Genomic DNA, 24,536 nt, shown 5'->3' on the forward strand with positions numbered 1-24,536 from the left:
AGGATCATTTATGAAACTAATGCGGAAAACCAGGACAGCCGTTAGAGTTGTGCCATTTATAATTATAAATCGAATTGTATCGATGTTTATAAAAGTGAAAGAAAATCGAGTTTTATTTGCCTCAGATGTAAGAAAAGAACTTGGTGGAAATCTAAAGTTTGTATATGATTACCTGCCTGAGTCATTTGAAAAAGTTGTTGATTTCAAAGAAGACAGAAGATTCCGCCGCAGCTTTATGAATTATTTAAAACTTGCATATAATATGGCTGTTTCAAATTATATATTATTGGAAGACTTCTTGGACTATACGGCCTTCATAAGATTGAGAAAGGGGCAGCAGATTTGTCAACTCTGGCATGGCGCTGGTGCCTATAAAAAATTTGGTTATAGCAGACAACTCAATGAAAATGAAAAGATAAAAATTCACCAGGGATATAAACGGTATGCAAAGGCCATTGTTAGCGCAGATGCGATCAGAGCATGTTATGCGGAAGCTTTTTCTATGCCCATTGAACATGTACAGGCAACAGGAATTCCGCGGACAGATATTTTTTTTGATAATGAATATATCATAAAGACAAAGCAGACGTTATATCAAAAATATCCAATCTTTAAAGATAAAAAGGTAATTCTCTTCGCGCCAACTTATCGTGGAACGCTGGTAAAAGATGCGGCTTATGATTTTGATAGTCTGAAACTTCCGCACCTTTACAATGCGCTGCACGAGGACTACGTATTTATTTTTAAATGGCATCCTGCAGCTTATAATAATATCAAGAGTTCAAATTTAGAAGTTTATAATTTGGAGGCCTATCCGGATTTTTATTTCGATTTGTCACAATACAGAGACATCAATGATTTGCTGTTAATTACAGACATATTGATCACAGACTATTCTTCGGTTATTTTTGATTATCTGTTGGTAGATAAACCAATTATTTACTACGTTCCTGACCTGAATAATTATAGCGGCGATCGTGGGATGTATTTTAATTTTTCTGAATATGTTTATGGAGATGTGGTGACTAATTGGTCGGATTTGATTGATTCGATTCATTCAGAAAAGATGGAGCCTGCCAAAAGACTGCAGTTCCGGAAAAAATTTATGGATGCCTGCGATGGCGAAGCTACGAAGAAAACTTGCAGCTGGATTTTTGGTATCTTTTGTTAGGTATATCGTTTTTACTTGAGATTCGAATCATAATATGATAAAATTTATGGACAGAATTCAGTGTATGAAAATAAAAGAGGAGTTATATGGCATGAAACATAAAAAAGTAAAAGTACTAATATTAATGCTCTTGATATCAGTTTTTGTCTTTGCAAGCATTACTCCAGCATATGCAGCTAAAAGCAAAAGCAGCAGAACCCCGGTAATATCAAAAATTGTCTCGACAAAATCGAGCGTAAAGGTTTCTTGGAAAAAGGCAAAGGGAACTTCGAAATATTACATATATAAAAAAACAGCGAAAGGCAAATACAAAAAAGTAGCTACCCTCAGCAAGAAAAAGAGTACATATACAGATAAGAAAGTTGTTGCCGGAAAAAAATATGCATATCGAATTGTAAGCAGAACCAAATCGAGAACATATACAAGTAAAGGCAGAAGTGTAACGCCAGTAAGGATTAAAGCTCCTCAATTACAGACACTTAAACGTTATACAACGGATAACAAAGAGCGTACAAATATCAGCTGGAAATCAGTTAAGGGATATTCATATGATGTATTAAGGAGGACTGGAAATGGTGCATATACAAAAATTGCATCAGTAAAAGCAAAATCCAGTGAGTGTTCCTATACAGATAAAAACATAAATAAAAATAAAAATTATACTTATACGGTAAAACCAATAAGAAAAGTTGGTAAGATTCTATATAAATATGGTGATTATGACAGCCGTGGCATTTCAACGTTATTAGATAAACCAAAGGTAAATGTAGATTTTACAAATCTGCATGCCACAATTACCTGGGATGGAGTTGAGGGTGCAGAAGGCTATAAAGTATATAGAAAAAACAGTCTGAATGGTGATTATCGTGCAATTGCGACAGTCAAAGCTGGGAATGGTACATACAAGGACGTTTATAGGCAAAGTTTTACAACTGCAGCTGAAAAAGATTTATTGAATTCAGAGTACTTTTTAGATCCAGCGCACAATGGCATTGTTTATACTGTTCGAGCTTATTCGGATGATGGCAGTAAGAGAAGTTATAGTAATTATGATAAAGATGGTTATTTTGAATTAACAACACCTTCCATCGTTGACGTTACTAAAAATAGTTCCAGCAAAGCAACTATTGAGTGGAGTACAGTGAAAAATGCTAAGAATTACTACCTATACACGGGATATAATGATGCTAGTGGAAGCCGTCATTGGCAGAGAATTACGAGTGTTAAGCACAAATCAGGTACAAGACAGAAAGCGACAATAGACGTAAATCCGGATCATCCTTTTTTCACTGTAAAAGCTATGTCTGTAAGAAATGGTGAGACGATTTACAGCAGCTATGATAAGGGATTTGATATTAGTGACAGAAATTATGGCAATACAAATATTTTGTATATTGGAGACAGTATAACCTTTGGTTCGCCATACAAGGGTGCAACTACGAAAGAAGTCTTTTCTTATCCGTGGAGAGTAAACCAACTGACCGGCGTGCAGTATTATAATCCATCTATTCCTGGAGCGACTTATGCTTATAAGGAGAGTACAAGCAGATTTCGGCTTCTTACAGATGTTGCGGAAAAGATGGAAAAGGGAGAGACTCCAAAAGAAGCTCTTTATCCCAACTCTCAAAAATATGAAGACTTTGATGTAGTTATTATGGCAGCAGGAACCAATGATTATTTAGATAATACAGAACTGGGTGATTTAGACAGTAATTATTGGCAGAACAGCAAAGATGATTCCAATAAAGAGGAAGATCAAAATAAACAGGATGAGGAAAATAATCAGGATAAACAGGGTGATCAGCAAAAGCAAGATATTCGGGATAATCCAGAATCGAAGACTTTCAATGGGGCCATTAATCAGATTATGACTTGGATTAAAGAAGGAAGCGACAAACGGGTAGCCAAAGGTAAGAGTCCCATTAAGGTGGTGTTTGTTGATCTGTTCTACAGCGATCGAACCCATGACTATGCTCAATTAACCAATCGTTTTGTTACCAAGAATAAGATTGATCTAACGCTCACGGACTATCAGAACGATATTGATCAATTGGTTAAGAAATATCAAAACGATCCAAACTATGGTCTTGATATCAAGCAATTCAGTACAGCTGAGTTTGTTACGCAGAGTACTTGCCCATATGTGACTTCTGACAATTTACATATGACCAGATTTACTTATACGCAAATAGGAAATAAGTTATCTAAGTTTTTAATTAATGAGCAGATTATTGTAAGAAAATAGAGTTACTGAGAAACGTTAATAATGCTTTCTATGCTTAAATCATAGAAGGCATTATTTTTTCGTTTGTGAACAGTAGATGAAGAAAAGATAAAGATTCATAGCATAGCTTGACGAATATTGGTAGTTACAGTATGATATTAAAGTGTGTATAGCGTGTCTTAGGAGAGTTGAATACTCTTAAATGACGTTATACATTTTTTTATTTTAATTTGAAATTAGCAGCATGCAGAAAGAGGTACTTACAAATGAGAGAAACAGTTTTGGCAATTTTAAAAGATATTCGAGGTGATGTAAATTTTGAAGAAAACATCAAATTAATTGATGATGAGATTCTTGAATCCTTGGATATTGTAGCAATTGTCGGCGAATTCAACGAAGAATTTGATATTGAAATTTCAGTAGAGGATTTGACACCTGAGAATTTTAATTCTCTGGAAGCCATGGTTGCTTTGATTGTGAAAGCGCAGGGATAGATTGAAAAATGGCGTTTACATCTCTTAATTTTTTAATCTTTGTTTTTGCTGTAGTCTGTATATATTTTGCAGTACCTAAAAAGATTCAGTGGACCGTGCTGCTGGCAGGCAGTTATGTCTTTTATTTGCTATCTAGTCCAAGGACGTTTGTTTTCATTTTATTCACAACGGTGGTTACTTTTTTTGGCGGTCAGGCCATCGGCAAGAAAAATACAGAACATAAGAATTATATTGACAGAAACGCTGATCAACTTAGCAGGGAAGAGAAAAAGGAGGCTAAGGCACAGGTACAGAAAAAAAAGCGCAGTCTGGTGGTCCTGATCTTGATTGTTAATTTTGGAGTACTGGCGGTCGTAAAGTATTTTCGCTATTATATTGAAGCCTTAGGAATTGCAGGGATTCACTTTGATTCTGGTGTTTTAATCCCTTTAGGAATTTCTTTCTATACGTTTCAGTCAGTGGCCTATATTATTGATTTATACCGAAATAAGTTCGAAGCAGATCAGAATATTTTTAAATTTGCTCTTTTTGTGTCCTTTTTCCCTCAGATTATACAAGGCCCTATCAGCAGATATGATCAACTAGCCGGACAACTTTATGCAGGACATACTTTTAATTATCAAAATCTTTCCTACGGCGCCCAATTGATCCTATGGGGGTTTTTAAAAAAATTGGTGATTGCAGATCGTGTGGGAATTTTCGTGAATGAAGTATTTGATAATTATACGGAATATGTGGGTTTTTATGTTGCAATTGCTCTGCTCCTTTATTCTATACAAATTTATGCGGACTTTTCGGGCGGGATTGACATTGCGCGAGGTGTTGCGCAAATCCTTGGAATTGAGATGGTCAATAATTTTGAACGGCCCTATTTTTCTGATAGTATTTCAGAATTCTGGCGCAGATGGCATATAACCCTGGGAAATTGGTGTCGCGATTATATCTTTTATCCCATCTCACTTTCAAAAACGTTTGGCAAAGCAGGAAAAAAACTACGGAGTACGTTAGGAGATCGACTGGGAAAGTTGTTTCCCGTACTGGTAGCGCAAATGGCCACCTTTCTTACTATTGGGTTGTGGCATGGAGCAGAATTCAAATATATCGCATATGGCTTGTATAACGGAGGCATTATTATCATGGGTTTGGTTCTAAAGCCCTATTTGGATAAGCTGATAGAAATATTGCGGATTAATACTAAGACCTTCAGCTGGCGTCTTTTTCAAATTTTGCGCACATTTTTTCTGATTGTAATTGGCAGGCTGCTCCCAAAGGCTGTGTCCTTTACCGCAGCAATTAGTATGTTCAAATCGCTCTGTATTTTTAATCCGGGAGTGATTTTTAACGGAAGCATTTATCAACTGGGGCTTACTGAAAAGGATATTGCTTTAGTATTTCTTTTCTGTACAGTTTGGTTTGTTATCAGCTTAATGCAGGAAAACGGGTGGAAAATAAGAGAATCCCTGGCCAGACAAAATATTTTGTTTCGCTGGGGTGTCTACTTAGCGGCAATCGTTGCAGTATTTATTTTCGGTATTTACGGACCGGGGTATGATGCCAGTGCGTTCATATATCGAGGCTTCTAATTTGATGATCATAAACGAATGGAGCATATATGTCTAAAAGGAATCTTATAAGAGCAATCATTTTTATATTTGTTTGTGTTTTGACTTTTTTTTACTTGAACAAAGCATTTTCGCTAGGAGAGGAGGATGAAAATAAACAGGTTCTTAACAGTTTTTATGCAGAAGAGAAAAACACGCTTGATGGAGTTTACATGGGATCCAGTGCGGCAAATCGATTTTGGAATGCACCAAGAGCATACGCGCAGCAAGGGATCAGCATATTTAGTCTCTCGACCTCTGACCAGCCGATGGTGTTGTTTAAATATTTGATAGAAGAGGTTGAAAAGAGTCAGGACCCTGCTGTATATGTGTTGGAGATGAGAGAGGTGACAGAGAGCGCAAGCGAAGTCAAAGAAGAAGGAATTCGGAGAGTTACCGATAGTATGCGTTTTTCGATGAACCGTAAAAAGATGATTGATTCAGCAGTAGAGTATGCCAGGTTAGGCGATAATGGTGTTGATGAAAACAAAATGAATTATTATTTCCCTATTTTAAAATATCATGGAAGATGGCAGGCGGAGGATTTAACTTCGGATGATTTGCTGCTCCGAGATAAAATGCAGGACACAAAAGGTTTTTTTGTAAGCGGTACAAAATCTTTTCAACAGGTTATGCAAACTCCTCCACAATACTATGATGGAGAAGAATCGCTATCGGAAGACACGGAAAAGTTGTTAGAATCCCTATTAAACTATTGTGATACCCTTGATGCAGAAGTGCTGTTTGTTTTATCTCCCTTCTCAACTCAAGACCCTGTAAAAATGGGAAGGATGAACAAAGCAGTTAAACTAATCGAAGATCACGGTTATACAGTGCTTAATTTTAACACAGAGGAAATGGCCAAAAAGATAGGGATTAATTGGGATAAAGATTATTATGATAATAAACATACCAATATTTTAGGGTCAACAAAATACACCGATTATCTTGCTCAATACCTATCGACACATTATAATTTAACGGACCATAGAGGTGATAAGACTTATCAAAGCTGGAAGGAAGCGTACGACTACTATTTAGACTATATTGCAGAAAGAAAATCTGCAATGCAAGAATAAAACAAATAAAAAAAGCTGTGATTGATGAGCACAGCTTTTTTTATTATAGGCCAATTTTTTTCGGGGCAGTATATTTGCCATATATGGTTTTGCCTTTAACGCGTTTGTAAGCCCTGGCTTTATAATAATAAGTTTTCTTTTTCTTAACCTTCTTATCAATAAGATATCGGGAGGAGCGGGAAGACTTAGTTTTTATCCTTCTGTATTTACCATTTTTTGATGTGGAGCGGTAGATGGAATAGCCATCTACTTTTGAAAGTTTGCTCCATCTTACCTTGACACTTTTTGAGGATTTTTTTGATAGTGCAAGTCCGGGCTTTGCAGGTGCTGCTTTAGCGCTGTATATTTTAGAATAAGAGCCATATATACGTTTACCTGAGACTGTTCGATAAGCCCGCATTTTATAGTAATAAGTGCGTCCAGTCTTTAAACCCGACGAGTTAATATAAGAGGTAGTATTACTGCGAGAGATTCTTTTTATGTACTTGTATACTCCGTTCTTCGATGTTGAACGATATAAGCCATAACCGGATGCGCCTTTGACCTTCTTCCACTTGAGTTGAATGCTTTTATATGTCTTACTGGAAACGCTAAATTGGGATGTTGCAGCTGGTAGTGGGAGCGCTTTTGTCATAACATGAGGACTATATGCCCGTTTGTTATCGAGAGTGCCATAAGCCCGTACTTTATAATAATAGGACTTTCCAGTTGTAAGTCCGGAATCAATATAGCTTGTGGTGTTCTTGCTTGAGATTGTCTGAATACGGTTAAACGTTCCTGATTGTGAGGTTGAGCGGTATATTTGATAACCTTTGGCAGAGGCCACTTTTGACCAACTGATTTTCACCCCATTATAACCACTTGATACAGCTTTTGCGGAGACAGGCGCAGGAAGCTTGCTTGCTGATGGTGCTGGATATCCTGCAGCTTTAGAGACTGCGGCAAAGGCATTTACATTGCCGCACCTGGTATAAATATCGTCGCCATATGTATATAAGTCGGTAGCTGTATCAACAAGGATTTTTTTTACTTCATTTGATGTGATTTTAGGATTGACATAGTAGACCATCGCCGCTACAGCTGAAACGACAGGAGCAGCAAAAGAAGTTCCAGAGGATGAGTTATTGGAATACCCTCCACTGGGCTGGGTTGTACTTATTAAATATCCTGGTGCAGAGATATCCTTTTTCCAGCCGTAACCGGAAGTAGCCGCTTTAGAGTTGGAATATACGTCAGAATAATTAGTAGTCGAGATAACACTGATGCAATCATCAAAGTCAGAGGGATACCAAGATACAGTACTGTTTTTGTTGCCTGCGGAACAGACAATCGTCACATTCTTTGTATTTACAGCATCGTGAATTGTCTGTTTTAACAGATTATCTGTTCCTACAACACCATCAGGCAGTATTCCACTATTTGACTCACGATCGCCCGGATAATGTCCCAGACTCATATTAATGACTTTAGCCCCGGCAGTATCACAAGCATAACTGATTCCTTTGATAATATCTGCAGAAGTGGCAAGCCGATCTTTACCGGAGTTGTAACGAGTATAAACGTCAATAACAGCTAATTCAATGAGATCATTGCTGTTTCCTGCAGCAACGCCGGCCACGCCAATACCGTTACCGGAAGTAGCAGCAATTACACCCGAAACCTTGGTTCCATGCCCTCCATTATCGCCATGGTTGACATCAGATACCTTTAATTTTGGATAGTTAGCCGGATCCTGTTCATTTACCACCCTGACACATTTGTCCTTGTTTAACGCTGCCTGCAGATCGGGATGCTCCAGGTTGACTCCTGTATCCAGCACCGCAACCGTAACCTTCTCCCGCGGCTGACCGTCTTTCTTCACTTCATCAATCAAATCCCAAGATTGCTGGGTATCGACCTTTTTTAGATTCCAAAGATCGGTGTCATCTTTCCCTGCAGTCGCTGCCCTGGCAGATGCAAGTTCGTTGTCTTCCCCGGCATCCAGACTATACAGATAATTGGGCTGAGCATAGGCGACCGCTTTTTCCTTTTCCAGGTCTTTCACCGCATCCTCCATCGACTCCCCTTTGTCCAGCGTCACAACATAAGGCGTTTCCTCGACAGGTGTTTCCACCTCCTCTACTTTTTTTGCGTCCACTTCGTCCGTGACAGAGCGAAGTTCCTTTTTCGAAGGTTCCTCCTCAAAGACGACCAGGACTTCATCCTTTACGTATTCACTATCGCCTACGGAAGGAGAATCTGCCGCATATGCGGCGGGCGCTGCTGTAAAGGTCATTGTTGTAAACAAGGCGGCGATTAACATAAATGATATTGCTTTTTTCATAATAAACCTCAGTATCCTCATTGTGCTTAATCAATCAGTTGGTACGGTCGATCAATTTATTCCGCTGAATTTTTCCATTAAAGGTCCGGGGAATTTGATCAATCACTTCGATAAACTTGGGCTGCTTATTGGCATCCAGATTTTTCAGCAAATAGTTTTTCAACTCTTTTTGGTCGTATTGCTGGGGATCCTGGATGGAAATGAACAGCTTGGGCGCTTGGCCGGTGAGGGGATCTTTCACCGGGATACAGGCACAGTCGTTAACCTGCGGATGCTTAATCACGATGCTTTCGATCTCCTCGGGCGAAATTTTGATACCGCCGTAATTGATGACATCATCTTTTCTTCCCATCATATAAATAAAGCCTTCCTCATCGATATACCCTAAATCTTTGGTATAGAGAAAGCCGTTCTCCATGGCTTCCTTTGTCAGCTGGGGGTCTTTCCAGTATCCTTTCATATTGATGGAGCCGGAGCTGGCCAGAAAGCCCAAATGATCGATGGAAGAATCAATAACATTTCGATTTTCATCTACAACGATGAACTGGGCGTTTTTGGCCGGTTTGCCGATGCATCCCGGCTTTCCTGAAGCCGCGTTGAAATCCAGCAGGCAGGAGCAGCCGGCTTCCGTGCTACCGTAAAAATTATAGAGCCTGGTCTTGGGCAGAAGCCTCGAAAGGTGAAGCTTGTCCTCCTCTGGAAGGGGCGCCGAACCCAGTTGAATATAATCCAGCTGATCGGCGTAGTCGCCCAGCCGGTCTTTGGAAAGCTTAAAGATAATGGATAGATTGCTGGGCGACAGATCCATAGATGTGACATGATACTGATCCATGAGACTGAAAACTGCCTGCAGCAGCGTAACCCCATTGATAAAGACCGCGGAGCTGCCGTTGAGCATATTACCGTAACAGCGTCTCAATCCGTGGGAATGGCTGAGGGGCATGGGAATCAGCTCCACATTGTATTCTTTCATCTGTACCCCATATATGACGTTTTCCGCCAGGGCCACATCATTTCCGTGGGAAAGTTCAATTCCCTTGGATTTGCCGGTGGTACCGGTGGAAAATAAAATTTCAGCCGTGTCGGATTCCTTTGGGAAGGTGACGTTATCTAAATCGATGGATCCATCGTACTGATAATCAGACACGCTTTGGATTGGTAAAAATGGGACTTCTTCGTTTATGGCTTTTTTTCCTATATATAATTTGCCGTCAACACCCTGAACCATGCTATGAATTCGATCAGCGGCCGAATTCTTTTCCACAGGAACAAAAATTCCACCGGCTAGCTGGATGGCGAACTCGCAGATCATGTAATCCACATTCTGGGTGCATTCGACTAAAACGCAATCGCCGGTGCTGACTCCAATTGTTTTAAGGTGCCGGGACAGACCGTAAATATTGCGCCAGACTTGCTGATAGCTTGCGGCCTTGGCCCCATCTGCAAGACATAATCTGTCGGGCTGCTGCTGGGCGTGGAATGCGATCCATTCCACGATGGACTGATGTGTTGTCATTTAACCCCTCCTAAGTAGTAATGTGGCTCTATTATATCGTATTTTTTAAGAATTCTTAAGAAATTAAGAGAATCTTCACCGTTTTTTCACAATGGAAGGATATAATTGGCGACGATATAAAAGAGTGCTTATGTGTGTATAAATAAAACGTTATGGAGAGGTGAAAAATGAATATTGTTCCGTCCAGCTATGTTCTGGCAGCAGCGCAGTATAAGAGCATATCCAAGGCTGCTGAGAAATTGGGGATTTCTCAGCCTGCATTGAGCGCTCATTTAAAAAAGATTGAGGATCAACTGGGAATCACGATTTTTGATCGATCTCACAAGCCGCTTACTTTGACCGATGCCGGAGACATCTACCTGCATTACGCAAAGCAGGCTTTGGAGCTCGACAAGGCATTCGAGCAGCGCATTTCCGATCTCAATAATCTGGCTACTGGCAATCTGGTTCTCGGCGGGGCCAGTTTTTTTAATGTAAGCTACCTGCCTAAGGCAGTGGCGGAGTACACGCGCCGCTACCCGGGGATCAAAATCCAGGTGGTTGATGGGAAAATGCCGGAAATCATCGAGAAAGCCCTCAATAACGAAATCGATCTCTTCATTTCGCCGCCCTGGCAGCAAGATGACCGATTTTCTTATGAGCGGTTTCTCAGTGAACGGATTTTCATCTGTGTTCCGCCAAAGTGGCCCATTAATGATGCCCTCGCAGAACAGAGGTTATCAATCGATGACATTTTGTCGGACAGGAAAAAAGAAGAGGCTTCGCTTAAGACCGTTGACTTTAAACGATTTGAGAATGAACCCTTTGTTCTGCTCAAGGATGACCAGCATATTGGAAACATGATGAAACAGCTTTTTGAGCGCCATGGATTTCCTCCAAAGCGTAGCGTTGAAGTAGAACAGACCATAACCAGCTACGCATTTACCTTGGCGGGGGTCGGCATTTCGCTGATGACGGCAAGTACCATTAAAAACAGCCATCTTCAGGATTACCCAGCTTTTTATTTAACCGATCCGGATATCTGCCAGAGGGATATGTTCATCGCTTATCCCAAACAAAAATATTTATCGCGCGCTTGCAAAGAATTCGTCGCTGTTTTAAAAGATTCTTTGGAGTCGTTTGGATAAACATGTAACTTATTATTAAAGGAGAATAAAATGAAACATCGAAAGAAACTAATCGCAATTATTTTGACACTGATTTTAACCGTATCTCTGGCGGCCTGCGGCGGGGATTCGGATTCGGACGCAAAGAACAAGCTTACGATTGCGCATCAGTACGGAATGGCGTATGCGCCGCTGCAAGTGATGAAGGAGCAGAAGCTGATCGAGAAGTATTATGATGGGGTAGAGATCGAATGGTCCGTACTTAATTCCGGCTCTGCCATCACGGAAGGCTTTGCCGGCGGCAGCATCGACGTGGGCGCTATGGGTGTGGGACCTGCAATTACGGGAATTACCAGCGGCGTTCCATATAAAATTTGCTCCAACATGTCGGCTCAGCCCCATAAGATCATGACCAACAACCCAAAGATCAAATCCTTAAAAGACATCAAGGATGAAAAAATTGCTCTGGTCAACATGGGAAGCTTCCAGCATATTGTCCTTGCAATGGCGGCAAAAGAACAGCTGGGTGATGCCCACGCTCTGGACAACAATATTGTAGCCATGTCCCATCCCGATGGAATGTCGGCGCTTCTTTCCGGCAGTGTGGATTGTCAGCTGACCACATCGCCATACGTTTTCAAGGAAGCCGCAGAGACGGGTATCTCCGAAGTGGAGGCTCTGGAATCGGTTTGGCCCAGCGGTAATTCCTTTATCGTAGCGGTCGCTTCCACCTCCCTGCAAGAGGAAAATCCCGAACTTTATGATGCGGTTGTAAAGGCTTTTGATGATGCCATTGAATTCCTTAACAGCAATACCAAAGAAGCGGCTGAAATGCTCTGTGAAGCGGAAGATGTAGATGCAGCCACCATGGAGAAATGGCTCAAGGACAAGGATTGCGTTTACTCAACAGAAACAAAGGGACTGATGGATTTTGCCAACTTTATGTCGGATAACGGTTTCTTGGAAAATGACGGTCCTAAGGATATCAGCGATCTGGTATTTGACAATGTTAAAGGCAACTAGGAAGCGAGGGGCACGCGGATGAAAGAAGCAAGAACACAAATTATCTTTGTCATTTGTTTTCTGGTAGTCTGGCAGATCGTCTATGAAATGCAGGCTTTCAGCGAACTGATCTTTCCTTCTCTGAAGGATATTGGGCAGAGCTTTATCGATGGATTTCGGGAAGACAGCCTGTTTACTTTTACTATGTATTCCATGTCCTTGATTTTAAAAGGACTGGCGATCGGTATTATACTGGCGTTTATCTTTTCCAGTATCGCGGTGGTATCTAAGACCTTTAAGGCTATCTATCATTTAATTGTTTCGATCTGCGACCTGCTGCCGGGTGTGGCGCTGCTGCCTCTGGCCATTCTCTGGTTTGGGATCGGTGAGCTGACTACCATTTTTATTGTGGTTCATTCCATCATTTGGCCCATGTCCAGAAGCATCATGGATGGATACAATTCTGTTTCCAGCATTTACATAGAGAGCGGCAAGAACATAGGACTAAAAGGCTTCAACCTGGTAAAAGGGGTCTATTTGCCGGCGGCCTTTACCCATGTGCTGTCGGGCATGCGGGTTGGCTGGGCCAGGGCCTGGCGGGCTTTGATCAGTATCGAAATGATCTTCGGTACCACTGGAGCCGGCGCCGGGATCGGCTGGTTTATCTTTATGAAACGGACCAATGTGGATATCGCAGGTGTGTTCGCAGCCTTAATCGTGATCATGATTATTGGAATCATTATCGAATACGGGCTTTTCCATACCATTGAACGAAAGACCGTAAAGAAATGGGGGATGGCAAGATGAGCAAGCTTTTAGAAATCCAAGGACTGACAAAGAATTATCACGATGCCCCAGACTCGGAGGATATTCTCAAGAATTTGAATTTAACCGTCAATGAAGGGGAGTTTATCTGTATTTTGGGCCCCTCCGGCTGTGGTAAAACTACGTTGATCCGCTGCATTGCCGGATTTGAAGACTATGAAGGCGTCATAAAGGTCGATGGCAAGGAGGTCCGTAAGCCTGGCATTGATCGGATCATGGTTTTCCAGGATTTTAATCAGTTGTTTCCGTGGAAGACGGTTCGCAAGAACATCCAGTACCCGTTGAAGATCAATGGCATAACGGATAAAGAAGAGCTGGACCGGATTACCCGGGAGCATCTGGAGCTTGTTGGCCTGTCCGACTACGGCGACTTTTATCCCCATCAGTTGAGCGGCGGGATGAAACAGCGAGTGGCCATTGCCAAAGGACTGGCCCTTAATCCGAAGATTATCCTGATGGACGAACCCTTTGCCAGCCTGGATGCCATGACTAGAAACAAGCTGCAGGCTGAGCTATGGCGCATTAAAGAAAAAGAGAACGCTACGGTCATCTTTATCACCCATAATATCCAGGAAGCGCTGGTTCTCGGAACCCGTATCCTGCTCCTTTCCAAGCAGGGTAAGATCAAGATCGATATGGATAATAACATTGAAAAGCCCGTTACCCCGGCATCCTCAGGATACGGTGAAATGTGGAAAATGTTCAACGACGCATTATGGGAAGAGGATGAAGATCAGCAGTAAGGGAAGCAGCGTGGAGAAGGTAAAAACGCCTGGAGAATAAATGTTTATAGAAGGGGCATATCGCATCCGTGAAAACAAATGCGATGTGCCCCTTCTTTCGATCCATTTTGCGAAAGGAGCGGACCCTCCGGGCACGGATTCATAAAAGAAGAAAAGTAAAATGATCGCTCGAGCTTGTTTTGGTCGAGGCTTGCAATGATTTGCTCACGACTCCGGAACCCCGACCCCCCGACTCCTCGAGAACATGACGCTCAAGGATTCAGGGATCACGGCGATCACGATCACATTACTGCGGCAGCTCCTTTTTCTGTACTTGACTGGGAACTTGACAGGTGGTACCATACTTATAAGTGTGGATCGATTCAATAAAAGAAAGGAACTCAGTCATGAAAAGAAGGTTTTTAACCAGAGGCAGTATTTGCCTTGCCGCTGTGCTGGCGGTTACCTTTGTCTTGGGGGGAAGCAACATCGACGTTACCAGAGCGGAGACGGCTTTTGATTCGCAGCGCTTGTCACAGACAAAGCCAGGGGAGGGCTGGGAATGGACACTGGATTATATGGACGTTCCCGAAGCCTGGAATCTGATCGATGAGATCAAACCCAGACAGATGCGAAAGGAAAGCGACAAAATAATAGTCGCAACGCTGGATACGGGGATTGATACCAGCCACCCTGATCTTCAGGCCAATCTTAATAAGGAGCATTGTGTTTCTGTGGCAGGAAAGACAGCTCCATATCCTACATATCAGACTCCAAAATTTCCCCATGGAACCAAGACTGCCGGCATTATTGCAGCCACATCTGGCAACGGCAAAGGAATTTCCGGTGTAGCAGCGGGAAACGATAATGACTTGATTTCACTCATGGGGGTCAATGTATTCCAAGACAAACAATATACAGCCCAGAGCAACGCCTCAACGAAGGATATCATCAAGGGCCTCAATTATGCCTGCGACCACGGCGCGCGGGTGATTAACATGTGTCTGGGCCACAGTCCGGGAGCTAAGGATCTGTCAGGAAAGAAACACAACGATAAAGCATTGGAAAAGGCCATCAACGACGCTGTATATAATAAGAATGTGGTAATTGTTTGCTCTGCAGGAAACCATAATAATGAAAAAACCTGGTATCCTTCGGATTTTGACGCCACAATCAGTGTAATCAGCACCCAGAAATATAAAAACGCCTGGAGCCGCCATACCAAAGCACCCAGCTCCAATTACGGAAAGAAAAAAGATCTTTCTGCGCCGGGAGACGCTATCTATACGACCACGCTGGGAGGGGCGTATGTATCGGGTTCCGGAACTTCTTACGCAGCGCCTTCTGTGGCAGCAGTGGCCGCACTGATGCTGTATGTAAATCCGAATTTGAAGGCGCGGGAAGTAAAGGAGATTCTCTGTTCCACCGCTACCGATCTTTATACCCGGGGATCTGATCGATATACCGGCAGCGGCAACGTGAACGCTTATCGGGCGGTGGCGGCGGCAGCGGGACGCCGGATCCAAACAAATGCAGAGGCACTGCCCCAGCCGGAGGCCAAAGCCCAGTCAGACGGCAGACATACGATAAAAGTTTCCTGGGATCGAATACCTCAGGCCAATGGTTATTGGATCTATCGCGCGGCTGAAAAAAATGGGCATTATAAGCGGATCAAACAAATCCGAAAAGGAGATCAGAGATACTTCCTGGATCCAAAACGGAAGTTCAACAAGAATTATTTTTATAAAGTAAAAGCCTACGGCACCACGGAAGACGGGAAAAAGATGGTCAGCGATTTCAGCAGCGCTGCGGCCGCCAAAGCCCGGGGTTCGGGAAAGGTAGCCGCTTTGAAATGCAAAACCATTAACTATAAAACGATTGCTCTTTCTTGGAAGCAGACAAAAAACGCCGATGGGTATGTGGTTTACCGAAAGACAGCCAATCAAGGCGCCTATAAACCGGTGAAGACCATTTCAAAAAATACAACTACGAAATGGAGAAATTCCAAGCTGCGCCCGGGCAAAACCTATTCTTATAAAGTCTGCTCTTACCGTGTCGTTTCCGGCAAACGGTACTATGGCGAAGCATCCGAGATCAAGACTGGAACTGCAAGGCCTGCGCGGCCTGCTGTAACTATCAGCAAAAAGGGCGCGTCGATTACGTTAAAATGGAAGAAAGTTCCTCAGGCCAGCGGCTACAAAATCTATCGCAGCCAAGGCTCGTCCTCAAAGTGGAAGCAGGTTCATAAAAAAGGGGCAAATGGCAGAACCTATGTCAATAAGGGCCTGATAAAGGGCAGAAAATATCGATATAAAGTAGTAGCCTATAAACGGATTCACGGGAAAACTGTTTACAGCGCCTACTCAGCCATCAAAGCAAAACGAATATAAAGGGCCTCTTAATATTCCCTTACGATTCCTAAATTTTCCCGTCATTTCTTGCCTTTGAAGCGGTTTACTGCTATAATAAATCCGCTATACAAGAAGGAGAAAACTCGATGAGATCAGATAAGTACAGCGGAAAAAGAGACAGCAGCCGGGACACCCAGTCGTATGACGGCTGGGAAGAAACGCAGATGCTTTTTCAAAGCCGCGATCAGGAAAAAGAAGCAGAAAAAAAGCGCAGACAGCGGGAAGCTGCCTATCAGGAATATTTAGCTTTACGGGAAAATACCGATGCCAGCCGCGCGCCTGAGGATGATGTACGGACCTATACCCGCAAAAAGCGTGCAAACAAGCAGCAATCCAGTGTCTTTGAAGAACCGAAGCCTTCCCGCAGGGAGAAAAAAGAACAGAAAAAACCGCCAGCAAAAAAGAAAAAGAAAAAAGGCAGGAGCCTCCGGCGGGTAATCCTGATCGTGCTCCTCCTTTTGATTGCGGCTGCTGCCGCGGGGATACTCTTTGTCATGGGCCTGATGGAAAAAGTGGGAACTGAGGAGATCGACCAGGCCAACCTGGGAATCAACCCACAGGTTGAGCACGACTTGAAAAACTACCAGAACATTGCCCTGCTGGGTGTGGACGCAAGGGATATGGAAGACTATAAGACCTGCAGGACCGATGCAATCATTATGCTCAGCATTGACAAGCAGAATAAGGCGATTCGTCAGATTTCCGTTTATCGGGATACGTATCTTCATGCCAATAAAAAATACGGCTATGATAAAATTACCAACGTTCACGCTTATGCGGGCACCACGGGAACCCTGCACAGCTTAAATGAGAATATGGACCTTAATATCCGAGAAGCCGTCATCGTCAACTGGAAGGCGGTGGCCGATGCCATCGACGGCCTGGGCGGGATTGATGTTGAAATCAAAAAGTCTGAAATCAAAGAGATGAACAAATATATTAAGGATACCCAGAAGAATATCGGCGGCTCCAAAGAGAAGATTAAAAAAGCCGGTATGCAGACTCTCAACGGTAATCAGGCCGTGACCTATGCGCGAATTCGAAAGGATTCGTCGGAAGGCGATTACCGCAGAAACGAGAGGATGAAGATTGTCGTTTCCGCAGCAGTGGATAAGGCAAAAAAGACCAACCCATTCAAGCTGAAGCAGATTGCCGATCAGGTAATGCCGCAGATCAGGACCAATATGGATACCAATAGCCTGCTCAAAGTCATGTTTGCATTTCTAAGGTACGATATGACCGACAGCGCAGGATGGCCCTTTGAAACCGGAAGCTGGACCAGCTACAACGGAGCATGGGTGGGTCCGCCGGTCACCCTGAAACGCAATGTGACCGAGCTCCATGAAAAATACTTCGGACAGCCTGGGTACGAACCGACTCAGACCGTACAGGATATAAGCAAAGAAATTTCCAGACGGACAGGGCTGTATTAGGCGACAGATAATAAGACTGCTGCATGAAATCACTTTTCATATGGAAAAGCGGTTTTATGCAGCAGTGTGCGTTTATAGAGAATGGGCAGAGTTGCTACAAAAGGATAAAAACCATCGGCTTTTGTATCTTTTTTCAACGCGGACAGGATCTGATTGGCGCTGACTTAGGTCCAATCAGGCTGCTGCAGAAGATTTTTCCCATTTAAGGCTCTGGAGCCTGCAAAGTTGCTGCAAAAAACGAATAAATCTTTTGCTTTATATCTACGCAATCGCCTCTGGAACAAAGTCGGCTTCGCCGATTCTTAAAAGAAGTAGACTTTGTTGATACTCCGGAACTATCGCTGACGATATTTCCTACGTAATAAAAAAGGCTCCTGCCTTTTGGTTTACCATAATGAAAACCTTGGAAACGTTGAAATTCCACACTAAATTTTTAAAAATCAAAAATTTAGTGTACCCCTATGTATCCCGCACCCCCATGTAGAGCCGCATAAATCAAATCAGTTTTCAGCAGGCAGCCCCTTTCAGCTGCACCCCGCCAAGCCAGTTGCATCCGGGCCCTCATCCCTTGCCCAATCAGATCACCCAAATACCTCCGGCCCATATTTGTGAAGAATGTCTTAAAATGCCGCTTTTTGTTGCATTTTAGGGCTAGTATTGGTATAATAGGAACGTTATTTAGGGGGTTCCGCCCCCACCAACCGGCTCTAATTTACGTTATTGAAAGAAGGAATGTCTGAGAACACCTGAGGGTAAGAGACAGAAAGGAGAAATCCGAAATGAGCTCTGAGAATCAGTTCAATCATGGAAAAAATGATCATGGATTTGAAAATATAGAAGAATTACTGGCAAAAACTTTGGAGGATGAAGAAACAGCAGCGGACGGCCAGGAACAAACCGGCGGCAGCGTCCTCGAAGGCGGCGGACGGTCGGCTAAAAGCAGCGCTGGCAAAGAAGAGACAGAAAAAGAACGAAAAGCCCGGGAAAAGCAGGAAAAGCGAGAGCAAAAAGAACGGGAAAAAGAAGAAAAGCGCCAAACAAAGGCAAGGGCAGATGAATCCGGTCAGAAAAAAAAGAAGAAAAAAAGCAACAAGCCACTGGTGATCGCGCTGGTGGTGGTCCTGGTCCTGGTGGTGGCCCTGGGAGGCGTCATTGGCGCCGGACTGACAGTAGTTCATACCAAGCTTGACAAAGTGGCGAAAGTACAGGTTAATCGGGAGGCCCTGGGAATCGACGACCGGGTGGCCAAGGAACTGAAAAATTACCGAAATATCGCCCTTTTGGGTATAGATGCCAGGGATATGGACGATGATTCTAATACAAGGAGCGATGCGATGATCATCGCCAGTATCAACGAAAAGACTAACGAAGTTAAGCTGGTATCCCTGTATCGGGACACCTATGTGAGTTTGGGAGACAATTTCGGTCTCGATAAGATGACCCACGCCTATTTTTACGGCAAAGCGGCCCAGACCCTGCAGACCATCAACCGGAATCTGGACTTGAACTGCGAGGAAGCTGTGGTGGTCAATTGGAAGTCGGTAGCCGATACAGTGGACGAGCTGGGCGGCCTTGATATTGAAATCAAGGAATCAGAAATCAAAGAAATGAATAAGTATATTAAGGATACGCAAAAAAATATCGGCGGACCGAAGAAGAAAATCAAGAAAGCCGGTAAGCAGACACTCAACGGAAATCAGGCTGTAACCTATGCCAGAATCCGAAAGGATTCGGCTGACGGCGACCACCGAAGAAACGAACGTATGAAAATCGTGCTTTCAGCTGCCTTTGAGAAGGCCAAAACTCTGAGCCTCAGCCAGCTGAATCAGATAGCCGATAAAATTCTGCCGACCATCAAGACGAATATGTCTACCAATCAGATGATGGAAATGATTCTGGAAATTAACTCTTATAATATCACGGAAAGTAAGAACTGGCCTTACAAATCGGCAGACTGGATGCACAATAACATATACTACGGACCGCCAGTGACGCTCAAAAGCAATGTCATTCAGCTCCACGAAGAATTCTTTAATCAAAAGGATTATGAGCCCACCGAAACCGTAGAAAAAATCAGCAACAGTATTTCAAGCATAACAGGGATATGGTAGGTTCCTGTAGAAAGGGTATTCGATGAAACAGCGACTACTAGTCCTCTTTGGAGGAGCATCATCGGAGCATGAAGTGTCCTGCCTTTCGGCAGCCTCTGTGCTCAAACATTTGGATGAGAGTAAATATGAAATATACAAAGCAGGTATTACAAAAGAGGGGAACTGGTTTTTGACCGATTCCCCTGTTTCAGATGTGGAAGACGGCAGCTGGATCAAAAACCCGGCCAACCAAAAAGCCTTTTTATCGCCGGATAACCAGACCCGGGGCCTGGTGGTTCTGAACCAGGAAAAATATGAAATTCTGCCACTCGATGTGGTTTTCCCGGTGCTTCATGGAAAGAACGGCGAGGACGGAACCATACAGGGCCTTTTGGACTTGTCGGGCATTCCATACGTGGGAGCAGGAACTACGGCGTCGGCGGCATCGATGGACAAAGCAATCACAAAGGTGATCGTAGCACAAACCGGTGTCAGGCAGGCGGACTTTTACCTCACCGACCGCTACACCTTTGCATCCGATCCCCAGGGAATTTTGAAAGCAGCAGAAGAACATTTCAGCGGCGCTTACCCGCTCTTTGTCAAGCCGGCCAATGCCGGATCGTCGGTGGGCATTTCCAAAGCCAAGAGCAGCAAAGAGCTCTTTGAAGCCATTCGTATCGCCGCTGAGGAAGATCACAAGGTACTGATTGAGGAAACGATCACCGGCCGGGAGATCGAAGTGGCCGTGCTGGGCAACCGCCACCCAAAGGCATCGCCGGTGGGCGAAATTCTGGCTGCCAACGAATTTTATGATTACGAAGCAAAATACATCAGCAGCCAGTCTCGGACTCGAATTCTGGACGATGTGCCGCAAGAAAAAGAAGAAGAGATTCAGCAGGCGGCCCTGACTGTTTACCAGGCAATGGGCTGCGAGGGACTGGCCCGGGTGGACTTTTTCCTGAGCGACAGCGATCAGGTGGTATTCAACGAAATCAATACCCTGCCGGGATTCACCAATATCAGCATGTATCCCAAGCTGTGGGAAGCGGCGGGCCTTTCTTACAATGAACTTTTAGATACATTGATCGCGCTGGCGACCGATGAAATGGAATAAACAGGAGGATGAAAAGATGGCGAAAGAAAAGATGAATTTTGAAGATGAACAGATGAGGCTGCGTTACAGGCATACCACGTCCCACATTCTGGCGCAGGCAGTAAAAAAGCTGTGGCCCGAAGCCAAGCTGGCAATCGGTCCTGCCATTGAAAACGGATTTTATTATGACTTTGATCTGGAACATAAATTTACCGATCAGGATCTGATGAAACTCCAAAAAGAAATGAAAAAGATCATTCAGGCCAACTATCCGCTGGAACGCTTCGAGCTTCCGCGGGAGGAAGCCATTTCCAAGATGAAGGAGCTGAATGAAGATTATAAAGTAGAGTTGATTGAGGACCTGCCGGAGGATGAAGTGATTTCCTTCTACAAGCAGGGAGACTTCGTCGATCTGTGCGCAGGACCCCATATGGAAAAGACCGGCCAGATCAAGGCGGTAAAGCTGCAGAGCGTAGCAGGGGCCTACTGGCGGGGCGACGAAAACCGCAAGATGCTCCAGAGAATTTACGGAACCTGCTTCCCTTCCCAGGCCGAGCTGGATGAATATTTAAAGAAGCTGGAAGAAGCCAAAAAGCGGGATCACCGCAAGATCGGAAAAGAAATGGACCTCTTTGCCCTCTATGAAGAGGGACCAGGTTTCCCATTCTTCATGCCCAACGGTATGATCATCCGCAATGAGCTGGAGAACTTCTGGAGACAGGAGCACCGAAAGAGAGGATATCAGGAGATTAAAACACCGCTGATCTTGAATGAACAGCTTTGGCATACTTCCGGACACTGGGACCACTATCAGGAGAATATGTACTTCACCAAGATTGACGATGCCGATTATGCCATCAAACCCATGAACTGTCCGGGAGCAATGCTGGTCTACAAGCGCAGGATGTACTCTTACCGGGATTTCCCCATCCGCATGGGCGAACTGGGCCAGGTGCACAGGCACGAGCTGTCAGGCGCTCTCCACGGCCTGATGCGGGTAAGAACCTTTACCCAGGACGATGCCCATATCTTCATGCTGCCAGACCAGATTACCGATGAGATCATGGGTGTCATTGACTTTATCGATTATGTTTACAGCCTCTTTGGTTTCAAATATCATGTAGAGTTATCAACCAAACCAGAAGATTCCATGGGATCGGAAGAAGAATGGGATCGGGCTACCAATGCCCTCAGAGAGGCCATGGAAAAGAAGGGCATGGATTATATTGTAAACGAAGGCGACGGCGCTTTCTACGGTCCAAAGCTGGACTTCCATCTGGAAGACTCTCTGGGGAGAACCTGGCAGTGCGGAACCATTCAGCTGGACTTCCAGATGCCCCAGCGCTTTGACCTGACCTATATCGGCCCGGATGGAGAAAAGCACAGACCGATCATGATTCACCGGGTAATCTTCGGTTCCATCGAGCGGTTTATCGGCATTTTGACAGAACACTTTGCCGGCAAATTCCCCCTGTGGCTGGCGCCGGTGCAGGTAAAACTGCTGACGGTAACCGAAAAATTTAACGACTATGCGCTGGAAGTGGGAGCCGAACTGGAAGAAGCCGGACTGCGCGCTGCAGTAGATGTTAGAAACGAAAAGATCGGCTACAAAATTCGAGAAGCGAGAAACGAACGTACTCCGTATATCTGCATCATCGGCGAGCGGGAAGCCGAAGCAGGAACTCTGACTGTACGGTCCAGCAAAGCAGGCGAGCTGGGAGAAATGCGAGTGGACCAACTGAAGGCCAAATTGCTTAAAGAAATTGAGGATAAGGATGTTTAGCAACTACGATAAAAAAGAACCGTGGAGGGACGGGGTCTATCTTTGTACTGCGGACAGCAGTTTTCAAGCCGACCTATTGGAATCCAAGCTGCGCAGCGAAGGCATCCCCTGTGTCAAAAAGTATCAGGGTGCCAGCAATTTTCTTGAAATTGCCATGGGCGGCAACAGTGCGTATCCCATCGATATCTACGTGCCGGAGGAAACTTTGGAAGAAGCGAGAGCTGTCATTATTCCGGTGCCCATCGAGGATGATTTTGAAGAAAAATAGAGATGGATGTTAGCAGCTGCCAGCTGGAGGCTGCTCCTGGGCCGGTTCCCGGGAATGATCGCTGGAAAGAGTGTTTATGGCTGCCAGCGATAAAATGGAAAAAGTCGTTTCGAGGCCTTACAAACTTATGCGACAAAGGGGCTGATCACATCACTGGATGCGATCAGCCCCTTTCCTTTATGTTCACAACACACACTTACAACAAAAAACACAACACACACGATATTAAATCACAACACACACATTGCGGCCCCGTAACCGCTGGAAAAAGCGAACTGCAAATTGTAGCCGCCGGTATCCCCATCAATGTCCAGCACTTCCCCGATGAGAAACAGTCCGGGATATTGTTTGCTTTCAAAAGTTTTTGTATCCACTTCTGTCAGGCTGACACCGCCGCTGGTGGCCATAGCCGATCCGAACCCGGATGTACCGCTAATGGAAAAGAGATCCTCCCTCAGCAGAGCAGTCACCCGGCGCAGCTGGGAAATTGGCAACGAAGCCGCCCTGGTCGCCGGATCGGCCCCTGCCCTGAAAAGGAGAACTTCTGCAAAGCGCTTGGGAATTTGGAAACTATCTGCGATAAACGTGCCGGCTCTCCTGCGATCCCCGGACGCATCCGGCAGATCTGCCCGGGGAAGATAGCTGATTTTCAGCCTGCCTCCCGGCCGGACATAACGGGATAAATTGAGTACTGCCGGCCCGGAAAAGCTGTTGTGGGTAAACAGCAGGCCGCCTGTCAGGCTGTGATCATCGATCCTTACGATCGCTTCTGCAAAGGAAATGCCCGCAAGATCGCTGTAAGGATACTGCTGTACCGTCACTGGCACCAGCGCTGGTTTGGGCTTGATTATGCTCAGGCCCAGCCCCTGCAAAAGAGGGAGCATGCTGCCGTCCGACCCGGTCGCCGGATAAGAGCAGCCCCCGGAGGCCACGATAACCTGCTTGGCCCGCAAATGGCCGTTGATGAGAAACGTTCCATCATTCTCCGCGGCCAGAGATGTCACGGGACAACTCGTCCGCAGACTCCAGCCCTTTTCCCTTGCCTGGGCCAAAAGCAGATCCAGCACCTGCGCTGCATCCATAGACTTGGGAAAAATTTTTCCGTCCTCCCGCTCGACAAGCGCCAGTCCCCGGTCCGCAAAAAACTTCATCAAGGATAAATTGCTGGCTTTGTAAAGGGCAGGACGGATTTTTGTGCCGCCCGGACCATAGTGGCCGATAAAGTCTTTGATGCTGCCGCCGTGGGTAAGATTACATTGGCCGCTTCCTGAAAGAAGCAGCTTCTGTCCGGGTGATTGGGTTCTTTCAAGAATAAGCCCTCTGCCCGCCGGGCTGAAAGCGGCAAAGTAGAGACCGGCCGCTCCGCCGCCTATTATAATCCGATCATATACCATA

At 44.6% G+C, this 24,536-nt stretch carries 18 protein-coding genes; 15 read left to right on the plus strand and 3 right to left on the minus strand.

Annotated elements, in window-relative coordinates:
* Window positions 1-10 precede the first annotated feature (10 nt).
* From NIA71_RS17760 to NIA71_RS17780, 5 genes are all read left to right on the plus strand, one after another.
* On the plus strand, window positions 11-1,171 hold the full coding sequence (locus tag NIA71_RS17760) for a CDP-glycerol glycerophosphotransferase family protein (protein WP_253021114.1): 1,161 nt from the start codon (window positions 11-13) through the stop codon (window positions 1,169-1,171).
* 91 nt (window positions 1,172-1,262) lie between these two features.
* Window positions 1,263-3,416 (plus strand): SGNH/GDSL hydrolase family protein, encoded by a 2,154-nt coding sequence (locus NIA71_RS17765; RefSeq protein WP_253021115.1) that lies wholly within the window; start codon window positions 1,263-1,265, stop codon window positions 3,414-3,416.
* Between the two features lie 245 nt (window positions 3,417-3,661).
* A complete protein-coding gene (locus NIA71_RS17770) occupies window positions 3,662-3,889 on the plus strand; it encodes a phosphopantetheine-binding protein (protein ID WP_227754814.1) in 228 nt (75 codons plus the stop codon).
* Between the two features lie 8 nt (window positions 3,890-3,897).
* On the plus strand, window positions 3,898-5,472 hold the full coding sequence (locus NIA71_RS17775) for an MBOAT family O-acyltransferase (RefSeq protein WP_227754813.1): 1,575 nt from the start codon (window positions 3,898-3,900) through the stop codon (window positions 5,470-5,472).
* Window positions 5,473-5,501: 29 nt separating this feature from the next.
* Entirely contained in the window at window positions 5,502-6,569 is a 1,068-nt protein-coding gene (locus NIA71_RS17780) for a hypothetical protein (RefSeq protein WP_227754812.1), read from the plus strand.
* A gap of 43 nt (window positions 6,570-6,612) precedes the next feature.
* Here the strand turns inward: NIA71_RS17780 and NIA71_RS17785 are convergent, their stop codons facing one another.
* Together NIA71_RS17785 and NIA71_RS17790 are read right to left on the minus strand one after the other, a co-directional pair.
* Window positions 6,613-8,892, minus strand: coding sequence for a S8 family serine peptidase (locus NIA71_RS17785; RefSeq protein WP_253021116.1), 2,280 nt, complete (start codon window positions 8,890-8,892; stop codon window positions 6,613-6,615).
* Window positions 8,893-8,926: 34 nt separating this feature from the next.
* Window positions 8,927-10,408, minus strand: a complete 1,482-nt coding sequence (locus NIA71_RS17790) for a class I adenylate-forming enzyme family protein (RefSeq protein ID WP_253021117.1) — start codon at window positions 10,406-10,408, stop codon at window positions 8,927-8,929.
* Window positions 10,409-10,575: 167 nt separating this feature from the next.
* On the opposite strand from NIA71_RS17790, the gene NIA71_RS17795 reads away from it, so the two are divergent.
* From NIA71_RS17795 to NIA71_RS17840, 10 genes are all read left to right on the plus strand, one after another.
* Window positions 10,576-11,535 (plus strand): LysR family transcriptional regulator, encoded by a 960-nt coding sequence (locus NIA71_RS17795; RefSeq protein ID WP_253021118.1) that lies wholly within the window; start codon window positions 10,576-10,578, stop codon window positions 11,533-11,535.
* 30 nt (window positions 11,536-11,565) lie between these two features.
* A complete protein-coding gene (locus tag NIA71_RS17800) occupies window positions 11,566-12,537 on the plus strand; it encodes an ABC transporter substrate-binding protein (protein WP_227754808.1) in 972 nt (323 codons plus the stop codon).
* An 18-nt stretch (window positions 12,538-12,555) separates the two neighbouring features.
* Window positions 12,556-13,323, plus strand: a complete 768-nt coding sequence (locus NIA71_RS17805; protein ID WP_227754807.1) for an ABC transporter permease — start codon at window positions 12,556-12,558, stop codon at window positions 13,321-13,323.
* On the plus strand, window positions 13,320-14,084 hold the full coding sequence (locus NIA71_RS17810) for an ABC transporter ATP-binding protein (RefSeq protein ID WP_227754806.1): 765 nt from the start codon (window positions 13,320-13,322) through the stop codon (window positions 14,082-14,084). Before NIA71_RS17805 ends, NIA71_RS17810 begins: the two co-directional genes overlap by 4 nt.
* Window positions 14,085-14,470: 386 nt before the next feature.
* Entirely contained in the window at window positions 14,471-16,453 is a 1,983-nt protein-coding gene (locus NIA71_RS17815) for a S8 family serine peptidase (protein ID WP_227754805.1), read from the plus strand.
* Window positions 16,454-16,560: 107 nt separating this feature from the next.
* Window positions 16,561-17,907 carry an LCP family protein gene (locus NIA71_RS17820; RefSeq protein ID WP_253021119.1) on the plus strand — a complete coding sequence of 449 codons (1,347 nt, stop codon included), beginning with the start codon at window positions 16,561-16,563 and terminating at the stop codon, window positions 17,905-17,907.
* Between the two features lie 779 nt (window positions 17,908-18,686).
* Entirely contained in the window at window positions 18,687-20,018 is a 1,332-nt protein-coding gene (locus tag NIA71_RS17825) for an LCP family protein (protein ID WP_148395517.1), read from the plus strand.
* A gap of 22 nt (window positions 20,019-20,040) precedes the next feature.
* Window positions 20,041-21,111: a D-alanine--D-alanine ligase family protein gene (locus NIA71_RS17830; protein ID WP_253021120.1), complete on the plus strand. Its 1,071-nt coding sequence runs from the start codon at window positions 20,041-20,043 to the stop codon at window positions 21,109-21,111.
* On the plus strand, window positions 21,098-22,873 hold the full coding sequence (gene thrS / locus NIA71_RS17835) for a threonine--tRNA ligase (protein ID WP_148395519.1): 1,776 nt from the start codon (window positions 21,098-21,100) through the stop codon (window positions 22,871-22,873). Before NIA71_RS17830 ends, thrS begins: the two co-directional genes overlap by 14 nt.
* Window positions 22,866-23,141: a DUF2007 domain-containing protein gene (locus tag NIA71_RS17840; RefSeq protein WP_148395520.1), complete on the plus strand. Its 276-nt coding sequence runs from the start codon at window positions 22,866-22,868 to the stop codon at window positions 23,139-23,141. The genes thrS and NIA71_RS17840 overlap by 8 nt, the downstream gene beginning before the upstream one ends.
* 230 nt (window positions 23,142-23,371) lie before the next feature.
* On the opposite strand, the gene NIA71_RS17845 is transcribed toward NIA71_RS17840, so the two are convergent.
* Window positions 23,372-24,535 carry an NAD(P)/FAD-dependent oxidoreductase gene (locus NIA71_RS17845; RefSeq protein WP_227754803.1) on the minus strand — a complete coding sequence of 388 codons (1,164 nt, stop codon included), beginning with the start codon at window positions 24,533-24,535 and terminating at the stop codon, window positions 23,372-23,374.
* Window position 24,536 lies beyond the last annotated feature (1 nt).

Source organism: Ihubacter massiliensis (genome assembly GCF_024125305.1).
GTDB lineage: Bacteria > Bacillota > Clostridia > Peptostreptococcales > Anaerovoracaceae > Hominibacterium > Hominibacterium faecale.

Coding starts and splice junctions, on each gene's coding strand:
- NIA71_RS17760 (WP_253021114.1), top strand. CDS start 11: ATGAAACTAATGCGGAAAACCAGGACAGCCGTTAGAGTTGTGCCATTT.
- NIA71_RS17765 (WP_253021115.1), top strand. CDS start 1,263: ATGAAACATAAAAAAGTAAAAGTACTAATATTAATGCTCTTGATATCA.
- NIA71_RS17770 (WP_227754814.1), top strand. CDS start 3,662: ATGAGAGAAACAGTTTTGGCAATTTTAAAAGATATTCGAGGTGATGTA.
- NIA71_RS17775 (WP_227754813.1), top strand. CDS start 3,898: ATGGCGTTTACATCTCTTAATTTTTTAATCTTTGTTTTTGCTGTAGTC.
- NIA71_RS17780 (WP_227754812.1), top strand. CDS start 5,502: ATGTCTAAAAGGAATCTTATAAGAGCAATCATTTTTATATTTGTTTGT.
- NIA71_RS17785 (WP_253021116.1), bottom strand. CDS start 8,892: ATGAAAAAAGCAATATCATTTATGTTAATCGCCGCCTTGTTTACAACA.
- NIA71_RS17790 (WP_253021117.1), bottom strand. CDS start 10,408: ATGACAACACATCAGTCCATCGTGGAATGGATCGCATTCCACGCCCAG.
- NIA71_RS17795 (WP_253021118.1), top strand. CDS start 10,576: ATGAATATTGTTCCGTCCAGCTATGTTCTGGCAGCAGCGCAGTATAAG.
- NIA71_RS17800 (WP_227754808.1), top strand. CDS start 11,566: ATGAAACATCGAAAGAAACTAATCGCAATTATTTTGACACTGATTTTA.
- NIA71_RS17805 (WP_227754807.1), top strand. CDS start 12,556: ATGAAAGAAGCAAGAACACAAATTATCTTTGTCATTTGTTTTCTGGTA.
- NIA71_RS17810 (WP_227754806.1), top strand. CDS start 13,320: ATGAGCAAGCTTTTAGAAATCCAAGGACTGACAAAGAATTATCACGAT.
- NIA71_RS17815 (WP_227754805.1), top strand. CDS start 14,471: ATGAAAAGAAGGTTTTTAACCAGAGGCAGTATTTGCCTTGCCGCTGTG.
- NIA71_RS17820 (WP_253021119.1), top strand. CDS start 16,561: ATGAGATCAGATAAGTACAGCGGAAAAAGAGACAGCAGCCGGGACACC.
- NIA71_RS17825 (WP_148395517.1), top strand. CDS start 18,687: ATGAGCTCTGAGAATCAGTTCAATCATGGAAAAAATGATCATGGATTT.
- NIA71_RS17830 (WP_253021120.1), top strand. CDS start 20,041: ATGAAACAGCGACTACTAGTCCTCTTTGGAGGAGCATCATCGGAGCAT.
- thrS (WP_148395519.1), top strand. CDS start 21,098: ATGAAATGGAATAAACAGGAGGATGAAAAGATGGCGAAAGAAAAGATG.
- NIA71_RS17840 (WP_148395520.1), top strand. CDS start 22,866: ATGTTTAGCAACTACGATAAAAAAGAACCGTGGAGGGACGGGGTCTAT.
- NIA71_RS17845 (WP_227754803.1), bottom strand. CDS start 24,535: ATGGTATATGATCGGATTATAATAGGCGGCGGAGCGGCCGGTCTCTAC.